At 52.2% G+C, this 19,503-nt stretch carries 13 protein-coding genes; 5 read left to right on the top strand and 8 right to left on the bottom strand.

Annotation, left to right across the window (positions count from 1 at the left end; genetic code table 11):
• Positions 1-124: 124 nt before the first annotated feature.
• Entirely contained in the window at positions 125-1,705 is a 1,581-nt protein-coding gene (locus ACO064_RS22350; RefSeq protein WP_421829444.1) for a SusD/RagB family nutrient-binding outer membrane lipoprotein, read from the top strand.
• Positions 1,706-1,812: 107 nt separating this feature from the next.
• Here ACO064_RS22350 and ACO064_RS22355 read toward each other — a convergent pair whose 3' ends face one another.
• The 5 genes from ACO064_RS22355 to ACO064_RS22375 form a co-directional block, all read right to left on the bottom strand.
• Positions 1,813-2,109 carry a hypothetical protein gene (locus ACO064_RS22355; RefSeq protein WP_114403954.1) on the bottom strand — a complete coding sequence of 99 codons (297 nt, stop codon included), beginning with the start codon at positions 2,107-2,109 and terminating at the stop codon, positions 1,813-1,815.
• A 24-nt stretch (positions 2,110-2,133) separates the two neighbouring features.
• Positions 2,134-4,566 carry an ABC transporter permease gene (locus ACO064_RS22360; RefSeq protein WP_421829445.1) on the bottom strand — a complete coding sequence of 811 codons (2,433 nt, stop codon included), beginning with the start codon at positions 4,564-4,566 and terminating at the stop codon, positions 2,134-2,136.
• Positions 4,567-4,653: 87 nt separating this feature from the next.
• Positions 4,654-7,077 carry an ABC transporter permease gene (locus ACO064_RS22365; protein WP_421829446.1) on the bottom strand — a complete coding sequence of 808 codons (2,424 nt, stop codon included), beginning with the start codon at positions 7,075-7,077 and terminating at the stop codon, positions 4,654-4,656.
• 4 nt (positions 7,078-7,081) lie between these two features.
• On the bottom strand, positions 7,082-9,532 hold the full coding sequence (locus ACO064_RS22370; RefSeq protein ID WP_421829447.1) for an ABC transporter permease: 2,451 nt from the start codon (positions 9,530-9,532) through the stop codon (positions 7,082-7,084).
• A gap of 29 nt (positions 9,533-9,561) precedes the next feature.
• Positions 9,562-11,985 carry an ABC transporter permease gene (locus ACO064_RS22375; RefSeq protein WP_421829448.1) on the bottom strand — a complete coding sequence of 808 codons (2,424 nt, stop codon included), beginning with the start codon at positions 11,983-11,985 and terminating at the stop codon, positions 9,562-9,564.
• A 256-nt stretch (positions 11,986-12,241) separates the two neighbouring features.
• On the opposite strand from ACO064_RS22375, the gene ACO064_RS22380 reads away from it, so the two are divergent.
• Entirely contained in the window at positions 12,242-12,826 is a 585-nt protein-coding gene (locus tag ACO064_RS22380; protein ID WP_421829449.1) for a Uma2 family endonuclease, read from the top strand.
• 53 nt (positions 12,827-12,879) lie between these two features.
• On the opposite strand, the gene fdhA is transcribed toward ACO064_RS22380, so the two are convergent.
• Together fdhA and ACO064_RS22390 are read right to left on the bottom strand one after the other, a co-directional pair.
• Positions 12,880-14,070 carry a formaldehyde dehydrogenase, glutathione-independent gene (gene fdhA / locus ACO064_RS22385; RefSeq protein WP_150876050.1) on the bottom strand — a complete coding sequence of 397 codons (1,191 nt, stop codon included), beginning with the start codon at positions 14,068-14,070 and terminating at the stop codon, positions 12,880-12,882.
• 44 nt (positions 14,071-14,114) lie between these two features.
• Positions 14,115-14,525 carry a GlcG/HbpS family heme-binding protein gene (locus tag ACO064_RS22390; RefSeq protein ID WP_421829450.1) on the bottom strand — a complete coding sequence of 137 codons (411 nt, stop codon included), beginning with the start codon at positions 14,523-14,525 and terminating at the stop codon, positions 14,115-14,117.
• 222 nt (positions 14,526-14,747) lie between these two features.
• On the opposite strand from ACO064_RS22390, the gene ACO064_RS22395 reads away from it, so the two are divergent.
• The 3 genes from ACO064_RS22395 (at position 14,748) to tnpA (ending at position 16,601) form a co-directional block, all read left to right on the top strand.
• Positions 14,748-15,629 carry a helix-turn-helix domain-containing protein gene (locus ACO064_RS22395; RefSeq protein ID WP_421829451.1) on the top strand — a complete coding sequence of 294 codons (882 nt, stop codon included), beginning with the start codon at positions 14,748-14,750 and terminating at the stop codon, positions 15,627-15,629.
• Positions 15,630-15,849: 220 nt separating this feature from the next.
• Positions 15,850-16,074 carry a hypothetical protein gene (locus tag ACO064_RS22400; protein ID WP_421829452.1) on the top strand — a complete coding sequence of 75 codons (225 nt, stop codon included), beginning with the start codon at positions 15,850-15,852 and terminating at the stop codon, positions 16,072-16,074.
• A gap of 65 nt (positions 16,075-16,139) precedes the next feature.
• On the top strand, positions 16,140-16,601 hold the full coding sequence (gene tnpA / locus ACO064_RS22405; protein ID WP_421829453.1) for an IS200/IS605 family transposase: 462 nt from the start codon (positions 16,140-16,142) through the stop codon (positions 16,599-16,601).
• A gap of 432 nt (positions 16,602-17,033) precedes the next feature.
• Here the strand turns inward: tnpA and ACO064_RS22410 are convergent, their stop codons facing one another.
• Positions 17,034-19,493: an ABC transporter permease gene (locus tag ACO064_RS22410; RefSeq protein WP_421829454.1), complete on the bottom strand. Its 2,460-nt coding sequence runs from the start codon at positions 19,491-19,493 to the stop codon at positions 17,034-17,036.
• Between the last annotated feature and the right edge of the window lie 10 nt (positions 19,494-19,503).

The following is a 19,503-nucleotide window of genomic DNA, read 5'->3' on the forward strand; positions in this document are numbered from 1 at the left end:
CTGAAACAAAAGAATTGTCCGATAAAAGCCCCCAACCCCCTAAAGGAGGCTTTAACAATCCGGATTTTTGAGCCCCCTTTAGGGGGTTGGGGGCTAATTTTTAAGAATCAACACAGAACTCACCATGAAAATAGTAGGTACTAAAGTAATAAGATTATCCGCCATCGGCCTGATTGCCGGGGCGGCCGGCATCTGGAGTGGCTGTACGAGCGATTTTGACGAAATCAATACCAGCAAAACCGCCATCACCACACTAAGTGCGACTGAACTCCCATATTTGTTTTCGCGGGCCCAACAACAGGCGTCGTATGCCGCCGGTACGTACCAGACGGCCCAGAACCTGTTTGCGGATCTGTACGCCCAATACTACGCTACCACGACACCGAACTTCCAGTCGGACCGGTATTTTATGCACCGGACCTGGATCAATTCGCACTGGAACCCGATTTATACACAGGTGGTGCCGCAGTTGAAAACCTTGTTCGACCAGACCGACCCGGCTTCGTCGCAGTATGCCCTGGCCAGCATCTGGTGGGTGTTTGCGTTTCACCGCCTGACAGATTACTACGGCCCGGTGCCGTATTTCGATGCGGGCATTCCGGCCAACAGCGTTAAATACGATCCGCAGGACAAAATTTACGACGACTTCTTCAAACGCCTGGCGGCTGCAACGACGGTTTTGAAAGGCAAAACGGCGGAAAAACCGTACGGAAGCTACGACATCATCTACGCGGGAGATGTCAACAAATGGATCAAATTTGCCAACACGCTGCGGCTGCGGCTGGCGATGCGGATTTCGAAAGTAGATCCGGCCCGGGCCAAAACCGAAGCAGAGGCTGCCATCGCGGGCGGTTTGCTGACCGACGTTGCCGACAATGCGCTGATGACCAAAAACCAGGTGGGGAATGATTACAACGGTTTGGCGACGATCTCCGGCTGGGGCGAGTTTCGGATGAGTGCGTCGATGGAGTCGATCCTGAAAGGCTTCGATGATCCCCGGATTGGGATTTACTTTCAGCCCGCTTTCAACACCAAAACGTACGAAGGCGTTCGCAACGGGCTGGGTTCCGTCGAGTTGACCGATCCGCTCAACAACAACGACAACAACTCCAACATTGGCGATCGTTGGGTGAAAAACACCGGCACCGGATCGGCCTGGGCGCAGCAATACGCTACCAAACAGGATATTATGCACACGGCTGAAGCGTATTTTCTGGTAGCCGAAGCGGCTCTGAATGGCTGGAATGTGGGTGGAACGACGGCGCAACAGGCCTACGAAAAAGGCATCCGGGCGTCGATGGATGGCTGGGGAATCAGTAGCGCCCTGACCGATGCCTACATCGTCAGCACCAAAACGCCGGTTGCTCCGCAGGATCAGCAGAAATCACCGGCTTTGTCGACGATTCCCGTCAAATGGGGTGCTACCGAAGCGATTCAGCGGGAACAGATCGGTACGCAGAAATGGCTGGCGGTTTATCCCGACGGCATCGAAGCATGGGCGGAAGTTCGCCGGACGCGGTTTCCAAAATTGTATCCGGTGGTCAACTCAGTCAACACCGACGTTCCGACGACGGCCTATCCCCGCCGGATTCCGTTCCTGCTGCTGGAAGAAACCTCCAACACGGCAGCGGTCAAAGCGGCTGTTGCGTTGCTAGGCGGACCGGACAACGCGGCAACGCCGTTGTGGTGGGATAAGAATAAATAAGAAGTTATTTCGCGGAGTTGAGCGAAGAAGAAAGGAGTTAAGCGGAGGTTTATAAATCTCTGCTTAACTCCTTTTTTTCTCCGCTCAACTCCGCGAAATACTTTACGTCAAGACTCCACCAACATCCGCCTTTGTTTCACCAGATCCTCCCGCTTCACGAAGGTGATCGGCACAAACTGGTCGGTGGGCGAACCAATGTAGTAGAGCGTCCAGTCCTGATCATAGTGCGCCAGCATCTGTCGGATGCAATCCACGCGGTCGATGGTCGGAATGTTGCAGTCTTCCCAGTAAAACAGCTCCACGCGGTAGTGCAATTCCTGCCGCTTGCCGTTGATGGTGACTTCGATTTCGATGTCCTGTTTGCCGGGCATCATGGGAATGGGAATAGCGATATGTGCTGCCATAGTATAGGAGATTGGAAAGTTCAGTTATTCACTCCGAAGACTTTTTACCGGGTTGGTCAAAGCGGCTTTGATGCTCTGGAAACTCACGGTTACAAAAGCAATGACAAGGGCCAGAACGGCTCCGGCGCCAAAAATCCACCATTCAATCGCCACTTTGTACGCAAAATCCTGCAACCACTTGTCGGTGAAATAATACGCAATCGGCGACGCAATCAGGATGGCGACCAACACCAGCTTCAGAAAATCGCGGGTCAGCAATCCCACAATATTAACGACCGTGGCCCCCAATACCTTGCGAACCCCCACCTCTTTGATCCGCTGATACGCGATCAGGGTCGACAACCCAAAAAGACCGAGACAACTGATGACGACGGCCACGGCGGTGGCCAGGTTGATGATCCGGGACATATTCCGCTCACGGGTGTAGATTTCTTCCAGCGTGCTGTCGTAAAACTTGTATTCAAACGGTTCGGTGGGGTAGAAGTTTTTCCAGATTTTTCCGATTTGCTGGATGGCTGTCTGCCACTGTTCCGGATTCGATGTACTGAGTTTGATGTTGAAGGTCGTCAGGCTATTTTTGTTCGTCATCAGCAGAACCGGATCAATTTTCTGGTAAAACGAGCCGATGTGAAAATCCTTCACCACGCCGACAATCGGGATCGGATGTCCATCAACCTCCTGAATGTATTTTCCAATGGCTTCCTGGGGCGACGCAATTCCGAATTCGTGCAGGGCGGTTTCGTTGATGATGTATTCGCGGGCGGTGTCGGATGCGGCCAGATTCCGGCCGGCCAGCAATGGAATTTTATACATCGCCAGCAAGGTCGTATCGATGTATTTGAGAAACATGCCTTTCTCAATAATCTCACCTTTTTTCGTCTTGTACTGGTAACTGTTGCTGTTGAACGACTGGTTCATGGGTGCATTGCCCAGCGCGACGCCGGCAATACCGGGTTGTTTCGCCAGTTCCTGCTGCATCGTAAACTGACGGTTTTTGTAGGCGGGTTTGTCGCTTAGTTTCCAGGGAACGTTGAACAGCAAAACCGCTTCCCGGTTAAAGCCCAGGTCTTTGTGGAGCAGGTAATTCAGTTGCCGACCCACCAGCATCGTTCCGACAATGAACAGTTGGGCGATTACAAACTGGAAGACAATCAGGCTTTTGCGCATCGTCAAACCGCCTTTTCCGACTTCCGCCGTGACCTGGCCGCGCATCATGCTCACGGCCTGAACGCGGGTGACGAGCCAGCCGGGATAGAGGCCGGAAAAACCGGTAACCCCCAGCACCAATATCCCCAGAAAAATAGCCATCTTTCCGAAATCCGTATACGCATTCATGCCGTCCGGAATCAGCTTCTCAAATACCGCCAGCGTCCACTGCGACAGAAAAGCCGAAAGCAAAACCGCCAGGATTGTGATCACCAGCGTTTCGCCCAGAAACTGCCGGATCAGGTGCCAGCGCGAACTGCCCAGCGTTTTGCGGATGCCGACCTCTTTGGCCCGCTGCGGCATCTGCGCCGTGGTGAGGTTGATGTAATTGATGCAGGCCAGCAGCAGCAGGAAAGCCGCAATACCCATCAAACCGTAGAGTACATTGCGGTTGGCCTTGCGCAGGTTTTCGCCGTATTCCGTCGAAAAATGCACCTGTGCCAGCGGAAGCAGTTCATGCCATCTTTTGAAGTGGTATTTCTTCATATTTTCCGCGCCATTCAGGGCAGAAATCGCATTGATCTGCTTCAACACCTTCGCCGGAACCGCATTCGGAACCAGTTGGATATACAGCCTGTTGTTGGAGCTGACACCGCCCCAGCTCGGGTTCCGGTTGGTCGTTCCTTTTATGGGAAAGAACTCCTGGGCATCGAAACTGCTCGGAAAAGCGAGGTCGCCCACCACGCCCGAAACCCGCACCATAACGGTATCGTCGTAGATGATTGTGCGGCCCAGCACCTTTGCCGTGGGAACGCCCGGAAAATATTTTTCCGCCCGGCTTTGCGTCAGCACCACCTGATTGGGTGCATCCAGAGCCGTGGCAAGGTTTCCGGCCAGCCACTGGTGCGGCACCATTTCAAAGTAGTCGTTGTTGGTGACGATGAGCTTTTCCGGTTCCGAAAACTGATTGGAACCGGCTTTCCCGCCCGGAATCAGAACGCTCTGTTTCCAGTGATCCCAAACCGGCACTACCTTCTCCAGACCCGGCACCTGTTCCTGGATGGCTTCGGCCATGGGCATCGGCACCCCGGCATTTTTTCCTTCATTTCCCTCCGACTTAAAATGGCTGACCACCCGGTAAATCCGCTCGCGGTTGGGCTGTTGGGTGTCGAAACTGAATTCATAGCTGACAATCCGGTAACTGACCCAGCATCCGCTGATGCCAATGGCCAGGCCCAAGATGTTCAGAGCCGTGAATAACCGGTTCCGCCAGAGGTGACGCAGGGTGGTTGTGAGGTAGTTGTGAAGCATTTTAGTGAAGAGTTATGAGTTCGGAGTTAAGAGTGATGAGTTAAAAAGAAATGCGTCAGCAACTCTTAACTCATCACTCTTAACGCTTCACTCTGAACGAAGTGAGGTTACCGGATTCATGAAAGCCGCCTTGATGGATTGAAATGAAACGGTTAGTACGGCAATCGCCAGCGCCATCACACCGGCAACGACGATAATGCCGACACCAATCGAGGTGCGGTAAGCAAACCCGGCCAGCCAGCCGGTCATCAAATACCAGGCGAGTGGCACCGCAATGACGATGGAAAACAGCACCAACCGGATGAAATCTTTCGTCAGCAAAAAAACAATGGCCGAAACATCGGAACCCAGGACTTTGCGGATACCAATCTCGCGGGTTCGGCGGGCTACGGTGAACGAAATCAGGCCCAGCAAACCCAGCGAAGCAATGAAGATGGCAAGTCCGGCAAACAGGCCGAAAACCGTTCCAAACTGCTGATCCGACTTATATTGCTGACTGAAGAACTCGTCCAGAAAGAAATATTCGAACGGATTCCCGGGAAATGCCTGTTCAAACTGGCGCTCCACAGCCGCTATTGTGGCGGGTAAATTGCCCGTCCGAACTTTCAGTGAGTAATAGTTCAAATTGCGTAATTGGTCAGGACGGCGATACACCGACAGAAAAACCATCGGATCTTTGACCCGTTTCAGCCCCTGCTGATGGAAATCTTTTGCGACACCAATAATCTTTAGCGGGTTGTTGCCCGACATAATCTCTTTATCCAGCGCATCTGCCGCCGATTGGAAACCAAATGTGCTGACGGCCGTTTCATTGAGCAGAACGGCCATCGAGTCGGTGCCAAAACTACGGTTGAAGTTCCGACCCGCCACCAGACCGATTTGATAACTATCCAGAAAGTCGTTGTCGATCGAGGTGAGAAACATCGTACTGAAGTTTTCCCGGTTCTCGTCTTTTCGCCGGAAACTGTTGGTCCACAGAATCTCGATTCCCGGCACATAGGCCGAGCCCGTTGCGCTTTCGGCCAGATTCTGCTGCAAGAGCAGTTGTTTAAACGTCTCCGAACGCGTCGGGAAACTGGCATCGGTTACGCGGGGCGCCTGCAACACCAGCGTCTGTTCTTTGTTGAAGCCCAACGCCTGTTTTTGCATAAACCGCAGTTGCTTGTAAACCGTCAACGTTCCGATTATTAGGGCAACCGAAGCCGCAAACTGCACCACAATCAGCGTTTGTCGCAGTCCCATTCCCTGCGTGGTTTGCGAAAAACGGCCTTTCAAAACTGCAATGGGCTCGTAGTCGGAAAGCACGAATGCCGGATACAGGCTGGACAAAACCGTGCCCGTAAAGAACACGAGCAGTCCGTTTGCCCACAGACCGTTCGTGAAGAATTGGGAGAAATCCAGCGGTTTTCCGGTTAGCAAATTGAACGACGGCAGCAAGGCCCAGACCAGCCCGATGGCCAGTCCGAAAGCCAGCAGATTCAGCAGCAGGGATTCCAGGATAAACTGCCGGATCAGCCCCGAGCGCAGGGCGCCCACCACCTTGCGGATTCCGACTTCCCTGGCCCGGTCGAGCGCGCGGGAGGTGGAAAGGTTGATGTAATTGATCCAGGCAATGATCAGGATGGCAAAGGCGACCCACACCAGAAACTGCACGGTTTGGCCGTCGCCATTCACTTCGGCTTCCTGGTTCAGGTGCGATTCCAGGTGAATATCGCGCAGCGGTTGCAGCAGCAAAACGTTTTTTTTGCCCGACCGCCGGTACCATTCGCCGTTGTATTTCATCAGCATCGCCGGCAGCTTGGCTTCCAGTTGCTGCGGGTTGGTCGGTTCGCCGTTGCGAGCGGGGCGGAGTTTGACGTAGGAGAAAAAGTCGTACCAGCCCCAACTGGTTTGCGCGTCTGGCTCGGTGAGATACGAGAACAGCAAGTCGATTTCGAGGTGGGAGTTTTTGGGATAATCCTTAAACACGCCCGTAACGAGATACGAACTGGTATCCAGCTTCACGGTTTTATTGAGCGGGTCGGTATCTCCGAAATATTTCCGGGCGGTCGATTCTGACAAAACCACCTTTCTGGTTCCGATCAACGCCGTTTTCGGGTCGCCTTTTACTAAACCGATATTAAAAAACGACAGGGCGTTGGAATCAGCGTAGAAGAAATTCGTTTCCCGGAAATGCCGGTCACCAAAGCTGACAACGCCGTTGTTGGCATCATAGAGCCGGGTAAAATCCTCGACTTCGGGATAGTCTTTTTTCATCGTCGGCGCGATAGCCGGAAACGATGTGGCCGACCGCCAGGCCAGTTTTCCTTCCGACTGATAGGCGTCGAGCTGGATGCGGTAAATTCGGTCGGCGTCGGTGTGAAAATTGTCGTAACTTTTCTCGAACGTAACATACAGTCCGATGACCAGGCAGGCAGCCATCCCAACGGAAAGCCCCAGCAGGTTGATAAGCGAGAAAAACCGCTGATTGCGGAAGTTTCGCCAGGCGATTTTTAAGTAGCTTTTGAACATGGGATTATTCCGAACGAAGTGAAGTGACCGGATTTTTCAGGGCGGCTTTGATGCTTTGAAAGCTCACCGTGATCAGGGTGACGAAAACCGCCAGAATGCCCGCCAGCGCGAACATCCACCATTCGATGTCAATTTTATAGGCAAACTCCGCCAGCCATTTGGTCATGGCCCACCACGCCAGCGGAGAGGCAATGACCAGCGCGACAACCACCAGAATCACAAAATCACGCGACACCAGCCCGACAATGCTGCTGACGGTGGCCCCCAGCACTTTACGAATACCGATTTCCTTGGTTTTTTGCTGCGTAACGAGCGACACCAGACCGTATAAACCCAGGCAAGAAATGAGAACGGCCAGCCCGGCGAAATACCCAATGAGCTGGCTCAGCCGTTGCTCGTTTTCATACAACCGGGCGAGGTTATCATCCAGAAACTGCGAAGCGAAACCTTTTTCGGGAAAATACCGATCCCATTCCTGCTGGATGAACTTCAGGGTTTCGGCCCGGTTTTGCGACTGAATTTTGATTGAGAAAAGCCGCAGCAACGGCTGGTCGATCGTCATCAGCATGCCTTCGATGGGGCGTTGCAGCGACTGGTTGTGGAAATCTTTCAGAACGCCGACGATCTTGCCCTGTTTGCCTTCCAGATTGACCGACTTGCCGACGGCTTCGGTGGCCGATTTCCAGCCCAGTTGCTTCACCCCGGTTTCGTTGATCAGAAAAGCCGCCGTCTTGTCCGTTGGAAACGACTCCGAGAAATCCCGTCCGGCCACAAATTTGAGTCCGTAGGTTTGGGCAAAGTTGTGATCGACGCCCATTGTTCCGATAAAAATATTCTCGTCGGGCGAATGGCCCTCGGCGATGACATTCCGCCGGACCGAACCGGAACCCATTTGCTGGGTCGACAGCGTTACCTGACTGATCTGCGGGTTTTTGAGCAGAATGTCCCGGAAGGTCCGCAACCGGAAATACGCGCTGTCCGAGCGGTTGGCGAAAACGTTGGTGATCTTTTCGTTTCGCGTATTGGCCGTGATAATGAAGTCCTTTTCAAATCCAAGCGGGCGGTTTTTCAGGTATTCCAGTTGTTGAAAAGCCACCAGCGCGCCGATGATCAGCGCAATCGACGCCACAAACTGCGCGCCCAGCAGCACCTGCCGCAACCGCCCACCCCGGGCTTTTCCACTGACAAAACTGCCTTTCAGGGTCGCAATCGGCTGGAAACCGGATACGAAAAAAGCGGGATAACTGCCGGATAATAAACCGGTTAGTAATGCAATTCCGGCAAACAGCACCAGCAAACCGGCGTCGGACAGAAAATGCCGAATGGTTAGTTCTTTGCCGGTCAGGTTGTTGAGAACCGGTAGCAAAACCGCAATCAGAACGAAGGAAAACACCAGGGCGATGACGCTCAACAGGAGGGATTCGCCCAGAAATTGCGCAATCAGTTGTTGTTTTTCACTGCCCAGAACCTTCCGAATACCGACTTCTTTCGCCCGCTTGAGGGAGCGGGCCGTCGAGAGGTTTACAAAATTGATGCAGGCAATCAGCAGGGTGATGACGGCAATGCCGAGAAAAACGTAAATGTAGGTCATGCTGCCGGGAGCTTCCGGAGCGCCCTGCGCCCGCGAACGCAGGTGGAAATCCCGCATCGGGTCCAGCGCATACACAATATCGTTGGCAAACTGCTTGTCGGCGTGTGTCAGCAGAAACTTCGGAAACCGGGCATTGACCGACTCCGGCGAGGTTCCGGGGCGCAGCAGGACGTAGGTGTAGCCGTGGGAAATGACCCAGTTTCGCGGGAGATTTTGCCGGGCGTTCTCACTTTCAGTCGCAAACATGGTTTCGTAATTCGACAGCAAATCAATGTGAATGTGCGAATTGTCCGGAAATTTTTCCACCACGCCCGTCACCCGCAACGGATGCTGGCCTTCGTAGAGCAGCGTTTTGCCCAAAGGACTGGTTTTGCCGAAATACTTCGCGGCCATTTCATCGGTAATCACCACCGTAAATTTGTCTTTCAGAGCCGTACGCGGATTGCCTTGCAGGAACTTGAAAGAGAAGATGTCGAGCAGGGTCGAATCGCTGAAGAAAAACCGCTCCTCGTCGAATTTGACGGGTTGCGACTGCCGGTTGTCCATCAGCTCGATGGTGGCACTGCTGCGGTAGACCCGGGCCGATCGCTCGATTTCCGAAAAATTGGAGGTCAGCAAGGGCGAAACCGTGGGGGGCGTCAGGGCCAGCGGTTCTTCCAGCCCCGCAAATTTGGGCAGGTAGCTGATGCGGTAAATCCGGTCGATTTTCTGCTGAAAGGTGTCGTAGCTCAGTTCGTGCCGTATAAAGAGCAGAATCAGGAAACAGCATGTCAGGCCGACGGTTAAACCGACGATGTTGATGATGGAAAATGTCTTCTGCCGCAGCAGGTTTCGGTAGGCGATTTTCAGGTAATTCTTAATCATCTCATAGGATAGGTTTGGTACTGAGGACTTTATTCACTCTTTAAACTTTTCACGGGATTCATCAACGATGCTTTGATCGACTGGAACGAAACCGTTAGCAACGCAATGCCGACTGCCAGAAAAGCCGCCAGGACGTAGATCCACCAGGCGATTTCGATGCGGTACGCAAAATCCTGCAACCAGTAATTCATCGTCCAGCCCGCAACCGGGAAGGCAATCAGAACTGCAATGAAAACCAGTTTCAGGAAGTCTTTCGAGAGCAGCACAACGATGCTGGACGAGGTGGCGCCCATGACCTTCCGGACGCCAATTTCCTTCGTGCGCTGTTCGGCGGTGAACGTGGCCAGCCCAAACAGACCCAGGCAGGCGATAATGATTGAAATGCCGGCAAAAACCGTGAAGAGCCGACCGGTTTTTTGTTCCGCTTCGTACAAAGCCGCAAAGCGATCATCCAGAAACGTATAGGTAAAAGGGGCGGGAGGACTCAGAGCGGCCCATTTTTGCTTGAACGATTCGACAACACCGGAAGCATCATCCGCCTTTACCTTCACCTGAATGGCACCCGAATTACCGCCCAGAATCATCATGAGCGGAGCAATTTTTTGCCGGGCGGAGGCATAATGAAAATCCTTGACAACGCCGATCACCGTAAATTCGCGACGCCCGGAACGGACGATGGTTTTGCCGATTGGATTGCTGCGCCCCCAGCCCAAATCCCGAACCGTGGCTTCGTTGATGATCACGGCGGCAGAATCCGTTGAAAATGCTTTCGAGAAGTTCCGCCCCGACCGTAAAGCAATGCCCAGCGTGGGCAGATACGCGTCGTCGATGCGAAAAACCGTGGCCTGAATTTCGTTGGTATTGGCCTTTTTGACCGGGTCTTTTCCGAAAATCTGCGTGCCTTCCTGCGTCTCAGTACTGAGCGGAATGCTGCGGGAAAGACTCGCCTGCACCACCCGGCTGTCCTGTCGTAACTGATCTTTAAAAGCGGTTTCGTTCGTTCCCAGCATGTAAGTATCGTGAATGACCAGAACCTGCTCTTTATCAAAGCCCTGCGTTTTGGTTTGCATGAATTTCAGTTGCTGGTACGACACCAGGGTGGCAATGATGAGTGCCCCGGAAATGGCGAACTGAAAAACCACCAGGCCGCTTCGCAAGCCACCTCGACCGGCGCTCTGAAGCACGGAACCGCCTTTCAGAACGGCGGTAATTTTGGAGAAAGCGAGGAAAAACGCCGGGTAGATGCCCGCCAGAATACCGACGACAACCCCGAATGCCAGAAAACCGGCAATGCTTTTCGGGTTGAATACCGTAGAAATTTCAATTTGTTTCCCGGCCAGGTCATTGAAAAAGGGGAGAAGCACCGTCACCATCCCAACAGACAGCAGCAGGGCCAGAAATGTAATGATGACCGATTCAAGCAGAAACTGCCCCATCAATTGGGTCTTGATCGATCCCATGACTTTCCGGATTCCGATTTCCTTGGAACGTTTGGCGGCACCCGCCGTAGACAGGTTGGTGAAATTGACGATGGCCAGCAGGAGGATAAAAACCGCCAGAACGCTGAAAATATAAACGTAGCTGATGTTGCCGTTGGGTTCCAGTTCGTACTTCGTGGCCGAGTGCAAATGAATGTCGGTCAGCGGCTGGAGGAAAAACCGGAAAGTATTGACCGATTTCTGCGCTTCGGCCCGGCTAACGCCCATGTCATGCTGAATCTCGGGAACGACGTGTTCGGCAACCAGTTGTGGAAATTTCGCTTCCAGCCTCTGCGGATCGGTGCCTTTTTTGAGCACCAGATACGTGTAGCAGCCCACATTGCTCCAGGTCTGGTTTTGGGCGTATTTTACGTCGGCGGTGCTGAAAAACAGGCTGAAGTGAAAGTGCGAATTCTTCGGAATTTCGCGGATGATACCGGTGATCTTGCGGACATCGCCGTTGCCGAATGTCAGCAGTTGTCCAAGCGCGGGTTCATTGCCAAAAAAGCGCGTGGCAAACTCCTTCGTTACCACCGCCGAGTTCGGCTCTTTCAAGGCGGTTTTCGGGTTGCCTTCCAGAAACGGCAGCGAGAAAATCGTCATGAAATTGGAGTCCACAACGGCGATGGATTTTTCCTTGATCTGTTTCTCTTTGTGGCGAATAAAAACCTGGTTCCACCGCAGCAGCCGGGTAGATGCCTCGACCTCCGGGAACGCATTTTTGATGCCCTGCCCCACGGCAACATCGACGTTGGGAAAGTCGGTGATGGCGTCATTGACCGTCAGATGCAGGCCGACGCGGTAAATCTGGCCGGCTTGTGCCGGATACCGGTCGTAGCGTAGTTCGTCTACGACAAACGCCGTGATGAGGATGCAGCAGGTTAATCCGACCGATAAACCCAGAATATTGATAAACGAAAAAATCTTATTTTTAGCAAAGTTTCGGAGGGCGATCTTGAAGTAGTTGCGTAGCATAATCGGCCGGATCAAAGGAAATGAGACAGGTACCGATCTAGCTCGACCAAATGATATACCAGATTTTTAACGTATTGATAATCAATTTTATAGGGAATGGAAATAAAATGAAATGTCCGTAAACGGACGCGGATCGTACATTTACGGACAGCATGGTTCGGGCCGTATTGGCCGCCAACCGCCGGGCGTCGAATCGACCGTTTTCGGGCTTGCCAGCCCAGTCATTTTTGGCTATATTTGATCAAAACAGAAGTCTATGATACCTGCACCAATCGTTACACGTGTGTCCGAAGAGGAGTACTTCGCGCTCCTGAAGGAGTCGACTGAGAAACTGGAATACCACGATGGAGAGATCGTAGCGATGGCCGGTGCTCAATTGCCGCATAATCTGATCGCCAGTAATCTGATTGCATCCTTATGGAATTGTCTAAAAGACGGCGATTGCCTGGTTCTGAACAGTGACCAACTGGTGCATCTGGCGGATTGCTACAAGTATGTTTTTCCGGATCTGGCCATTGTTTGTCAAAAACCTATTCTGACGGCGCGCTACGGATTGGATGTATTGGAAAATCCGGAAATTATCGTCGAGATCCTATCGGATTCGACGGAACTGTTTGACCGTACGGAGAAATTCGATTGCTACAAGCAAATCTCCAGCGTGAAAGAATACGTGCTGGTGGCGTCCAAAAAGAAAAAGGTGGAAGTTTTCCGGAGAACCGAATCAAATGAATGGCTGCTGCACGATTACCGTCCTCAGGATGAAGTCGTTGCTATTGGCACCTGCACGCTGTTAATGGAAGATATTTACCGGAAAGTCGGTTTTGAGATACCGACGAGATAAGAGATAAGAGTTATGAGTTGGATGACACACTCATAACTCTTATCTCTTAATTTTTAATTCGGAATCATTCCGTGTGGATCGATGACGAATTTCTTGGCGGCTCCTTTGTCAAAATCCTGGTAGCCTTTCGGTGCTTTATCCAGGCTGATCACTTCCACATTCACGGCTTTGGCGATCTGAATTTTATCGTACAGAATGGCGTTCATCAATTGCCGGTGGTATTTCATGACCGGGCACTGACCCGTATAGAACGAGTGCGACTTGGCCCAGCCTAAACCAATCCGGATGCTCAGACTGCCTTCCTTGGCGGCATCGTCGGCGGCTCCCGGATCGCCCGTTACATACAGGCCCGGAATGCCCAGTGCGCCCCCGGCCCGGGTAACGCTCATGATGGCGTTCAGAACCGTAGCCGGCCGTTCAACACCGGCATCCGAACCGTGGCCGCGGGCTTCGAAACCCACGCAATCGACGGCGCAATCGACCTCCGGAACGCCAATAATGGCCGCAATCTGGTCGGCCAGTGGCGTGTCTTTTCGCAAATCGACAATTTCGCAACCAAAGCTTTTGGCCTGCTCCAGCCGCTCGGGAATCATGTCGCCGACAATGACGACGGCGGCCCCCAGCAGGTGGCACGAAGCCGCACAAGCCAGACCGACCGGACCCGCTCCGGCCACGTAGACAATGGAACCCGGTCCCACACCCGCCGTGACGGCACCGTGGTAGCCCGTCGGGAAAATATCCGACAGCAAGGTCAGATCCCGGATTTTGGCCATCGCCTGGTCTTTGTCCGGAAATTTCAACAGGTTAAAATCAGCATAGGGAACCATCACGTATTCGGCCTGACCGCCAACCCAGCCGCCCATATCGACGTAACCGTAGGCCGCTCCAGGTCGGGCGGGGTTAACATTCAGGCAGATCCCGGTTTGGCCCACCTTACAATTCCGGCAACGTCCGCAGGCAATGTTGAACGGAACCGACACCAGGTCCCCGACTTTGACAAACTCAACATCGCGCCCGGCTTCGATGACCAGCCCGGTAATTTCGTGGCCCAGCACCAGGCCCGCCGGGGCGGTGGTTCGGCCCCGCACCATGTGCTGGTCGCTGCCGCAGATGTTGGTTGAAACGATTTGCAGGATGACGCCGTGGTGGCACATTCGATCACCGATCGCCAGTTTGGGGTATTCAATGGATTGTACTTCCACCACACCGGGTTTGATGTACGCAACACCGTGGTTTTGACACATACTTCTAGGGTTTAGAGGGTTTAGAAATTCAAACAATGGTACTTTTAATGAACCGCTTCGGCCCCCGCTTTGGCGACGGCATGGTCGTTTTCGACGGTGCTGCCGGATACGCCGATGGCCCCAATCACGTCGCCGTCGGCATTCTTGATCGGAATACCGCCGGGAAAGGTGATCAGTCCGCCATTCGCGTGTTCGATGTTGAAGAGCGAGCCACCCGGTTGTGATAACTTTCCGAGTTCACCCGTATTCATATCAAAAAAGCGGGCGGTTTTCGCTTTCTTCTGCGAAATGTCGACCGATCCCAGCCAGGCGCCGTCCATGCGGGCAAAAGCCGTCAGGTTGGCGCCGGCGTCGACCACCGTGATGTTCATGACTGTTCCCAATTCGACGGCTTTGGCTTTGGCGGCTTTTACCGCAACCTCAGCCTGTTCTAATGTGATGCCAGTTGTGTTCATGATTTTGTTCTTTTATATAAAAGTGATCAATCAGTTGGTCGCTTTGGCGAACCTGAACAAAACTAGGCATTCAGAAAAGCTTCTAGTTACACGATAATACCAACAAATACTACTATTATCCAATCCTATCGTGTTGATCAGTAAATTTTCTTATCAAATAACGTTTATAGAGCATAACCCTGAAACATAATGAACAACGGATTTCCCTTACAGACTATTAATTTGTCGGATACTAGAGAACTGGATTCATTGGTCGAACACCGCCGGGTTTTTACGCTGAATCATTGCGAATTGAATATTTTCGAAACTTATCGGCAATGTTCCGACGTGGTGTTGTCGTACAATGGGCTGGTTATTACCAGCATGTTGCGTGGGAAAAAAGTGATGCATGTATCCCAGAAACCCGGTTTTGATTTTCTGCCCGGCGAAACCGTCATTTTGCCGGAAGGCATTTCGATGAAAGTGGATTTTCCGGAAGCCGACGAAAAACACCCGGTACAATGCGCCACCATCGCCCTCGACTGGCATGTGGTGACGCAAATGCTGGATTTTCTGAACGAGCGTTATCCCCGAAAAGATGAGGGAGGGGAGTGGAAGCTGAATTTTAGTCAGTATCATTTTTACAACAACCGGGAACTGGCCAACGTCATGAACAAGTTGATCAACATCAGCATGGAAGACGATCTGGCCAAAGACGCCCTGGCCGACCTGACGCTCAAATCCCTGCTGATCCGGGTGATTCAGACGCAGAATATGGCGCTGATCGAAGACGGGCTGGCGATGAACAACCGGTTTGCCGCCGTGGTTGAATACATCCGCGAAAACCTGACGGCGAAAATCAGCATCGAGGTGCTTTGTCAGAAAGCCTGCATGAGCAAATCCGGTTTTTTCCGAACCTTCAAAGAAGCCTTTGGGCTATCGCCGGTGGAGTTTATTATCCGCGAACGGATCGGTTTGGCTAAACGGCTGCTGGCCAATCCGACGGCTACGGTCACCGAGGTGTGTTATCAAGTGGGGTTTAATAACCTGCATTATTTTTCCCGCCTGTTCAAAATGCTGGAAGGCGTAACCCCAACAGTTTATCGCCAGACGGTGGGGGCGTGACAGAGGAGTGGTTACAGGAGAGTTCCAGGAACAAATCTTGTAGAAATCGCTACATGAGCCATCCTACGGGATTGTTTTTGGTTTTTCGCGCGACACGGTTTCTACAAAATGGCCCATCCCTACGGGATTGTTTTTGGTTTTTCGCGCGACACAGTTTCTACAAAATGGGTCGTCCCTACGGGATTGTTTTTGGTTTTCTAGTGGACACGGTTTCTACAAAATGACCCATCCCTACGGGATTGTTTTTGGTTTTTCGTGTGACACGGTTTCTACAAAATGGCCCATCGAGACGGCCCATTTTGTAGAAATCGCACGCGCTTATCCGGAGATGAATCCAGTAGGGATGGCCCATTTTGTAGAAACACGTGCGTTTATTCAGGGTATGAATCCCGTAGGGATGGTTCATTTTGTAGAACAACATTCAGAAAACCAACCAATCCCGTAGGGATGACCAATCTTGCCGCAACCGGTCTCAATGGAATACTAAAAAATCCCAGTGGGATGACCGATATGGCAAACACGTATCACCAGGTCTATATCCAGACCGTTTTTTCAGTGAAATACCGGGCCGCTCTGATTCACAAAGATTGGCAAACCGATTTATTTGGCGTCATTGGCAATCTGATCAATGAAACTAACTGCAAAACGCTCATTGTCAATGGTGTTGACGACCATGTGCATTGTTTTATCGGTCTGAACCCAATCCGCTCCATTTCGGAGGTGATGCAAATCGTGAAAGCCGGGTCTTCAAAATGGGTCAATGACCACCGGCTTACACCCTCTCGTTTCGAATGGCAGGAAGGCTATGGGGTGTTTTCCTACAGCCGTTCGCAGGTGGAGGATGTGTTCCGCTACATTCAAAACCAGGCGGAACACCATCGAAGCCAGACGTTTCAGGAAGAATATTTGAAATTTTTGAAAAAATTTGAAGTGCCGTATGATGTACGGTATATTTTTAAAGAGCCGGTCTAATGGAGCATCCCTACGGGATTGGTTGGTTTTCTGAATGTTGTTCTACAAAATGAACCATCCCTACGGGATTCATACCCTGAATAAACGCACGCGTTTCTACAAGATGGGTCATCCCTACGGGATTTATCCCCATCAATGTGGACATGTTTTCTACAAAATGCGCCATCCGTCCCGTAGGGATGGCGCAATCGGGTTCTCGAAGACAAACACCAACCAATCCAGTAGGGATGCTCCATTTTGTAGAACCACATCACAAAACATCAACCAATCCCGTAGGTATGGCCTATTTTGTAGAAACCGTTTCGCACGAAAAATCGGAAATAATCCCGTAGGGATGCTCCATTTTGTAGAAACCGTGTCCACATTCATGGGGATGAATCCCGTAGGGATGGCCCATTTTGTAGGACCGTCGGAATGATTAGCCTCGGGTTTTCATTCCGACCGCAAACTCTTCACCGGATTCATCAACGCGGCTTTAATGCTTTGAAATGAAACCGTGGCGAAGGCAATGACGACGGCGGCAAAACCGGCGAGGACGAACATCCACCATTCGACATCAATTCTGTAGGCAAAATCCTGTAACCACTGGTTCATGCCGTACCAGGCGATGGGCGTCGCAATCAGAATGGAGACCAAAATCAGTTTCAGGAAATCTTTCGACAACAACCCGACGATGCTGCCCACCGACGCGCCCAACACCTTGCGAACACCGATTTCTTTCGTCCGCTGGTTGGCGGCAAACGTAATCAGGCCGAACAGACCCAGGCAGGAAATGAAAATGGAGATGGCGGCAAAAATCCGGAAGGCGTCGAACACCAGTTGCTCAATCAGGTAATTTCTCGCCAGGTCCTCGTCGAGGAAGGTGTACCGGTACACATCGTTCGGGAAAATCTGCTTCCAGGTTTGTTCAATCGCCTGAAGGGCTTGGCGCAGATTCGGCTCGTTGCCGGTGTGCGGGACGAGTTGGAGGTGAATCTGTCCGTAGAATCCGGTATTCCAGCAGAGCATGACACAGGGTTCAATGGTGTTCTGCAACGACCGGTTGTGAAAATTCTTCACCACACCCAGAATCGGGGCTTCGCCTTCGTTGATGACAACCGTTTGACCAATAGCGATTTCTGGCGTGAGCCCCAGCATCTTCACCAGCGTTTCGTTGACGATAAAACCGTTAAAGGGCTGACCATTCGGAACGAGATTTGAAGTCGTGAACCAACGGCCGCTGACTAGTTGAAGGCCAAAAAGGGATTGGTAGTTCAGGTCCACTACTTTGAATTCGGCCTGGCGTTTCATAGGCTCCGACTCCGATTTCAGGCGAAAATCCGTTCCGTAGTGGTTGTCGGTCAAGGGGGCACCCGACGAAAAGCTCACGTTTTTGACCGCCGGGTTTTGCAGCAACCGTTCCCGAAATACCGTCAGCTTGCTGTCTTGCGGGTTGCGCGGGCTATTGACCGTAAGCACCGCATCCTTCGTAAAACCCAATGACTTTTGCTGGAAAAGAGCCATCTGCCGCGAAACCACCAGCGTGCCGACCAGCAAACCGTAGGTAATACAAAACTGAAGAACGATCAGTCCCTGGCGCAGCGAGAAACCCTTTTGGGGTGCCGAAAACGTATTTTTCAGGGCTTTGATGGGCTGGAACCTCGACAGTACCATCGCCGGATAGAACCCCGCCAAAACCGCCACGATCCCCACCAGACCCGCTCCGAACCACCAGACCGTGTGATCGGCACGCAGGTCGAGTTCAATGAGGGTCATGGATTGGTTGATCAACGCCAGCAACCCGTTTAGCGCACCCAGCGACAGGATTCCCGCAATCACCGTGATCACCAGACTTTCGCCAATGAACTGAACGAACAATTGCCGTTGCGAACTGCCAACCACCTTTCGAACGCCCACTTCCTTCCGCCGTTGAATGGCCTGCGCAATGCTGAGGTTGATGAAATTAAAAGCGCCGATCAGAATCAAAAAAACCGCCAGACTCGCCAGCCCGGCCAAAACCGTGCGGCTGATGACGTAACTGCCAATATTGTCGCCATAACGCGTTTCGGTATGCACATCGGCCAGCGGTTGCAGCACGTAGGTTTTACGCCGAATGTCTTCGGCATTCATGTATTTTTTCTGCAGGGCCATCAGTTTTCGCTCAAACGCCTGCGGATCAGCACCAACCGGCAGCGTGACGTAGGTCGTACCCTGGTAGTTGCCCGACCAGTTTGTCGCATAATACGGGTTATTGGCTTTGTAGAACTGGTAATTGATCAGAATATCAAACAGCAGATTGGTATTTCGGGGTGGATTTTGGATAATTCCCGACACCACCAGTGGGTCCGAATTGTTGATGGTCAGCGTTTTTCCAAGCAACCTTTCGTAGGGAAGGGCGGCTCCGGCAAAATACCGTTCGGCCATTTTCTGGGTCAGCACCACGGCATTCGGTTGTTGAAAAGCCGTGGTGGCATTGCCCGCCAGCCAGATTCCGTCCGGCGCAATCGCTTTAAAATCAAACGTTTTCAGGTATTCCGCGTCGGCAAACAGCACCCGTTTTTCATCAAACCGGTACACCGTTCCATTTCCATCCGTCGAACTGATGATGCGCGAATCGGGACCGGCGGTTTGCGTCACGCCCACCCCCGGAATCTCCCGGCGAATGGCTTCGGCCAGCGGATAGGCGGTGCTCGACCAGTATTGAACCCCGTCGGCTTTCCGGTTGTGCTCCACAATCCGGTACGTTCGATCGGCGTTTGAATGGAAATGATCGAAGCTCAGTTCATACCGGATAAACACGTAAATAACGAGACAACAGGTGATTCCCAACGACAAACCGAGCACGTTGATCAGGCTGTAGGAGCGGTTTTTCCACAAAGTCCGCCAGGCGATTTTGAAGTAGTTCCGTAGCATAATGATTTAG

This window comes from Larkinella sp. (assembly GCF_965227735.1).
Lineage (GTDB): Bacteria > Bacteroidota > Bacteroidia > Cytophagales > Spirosomataceae > Larkinella.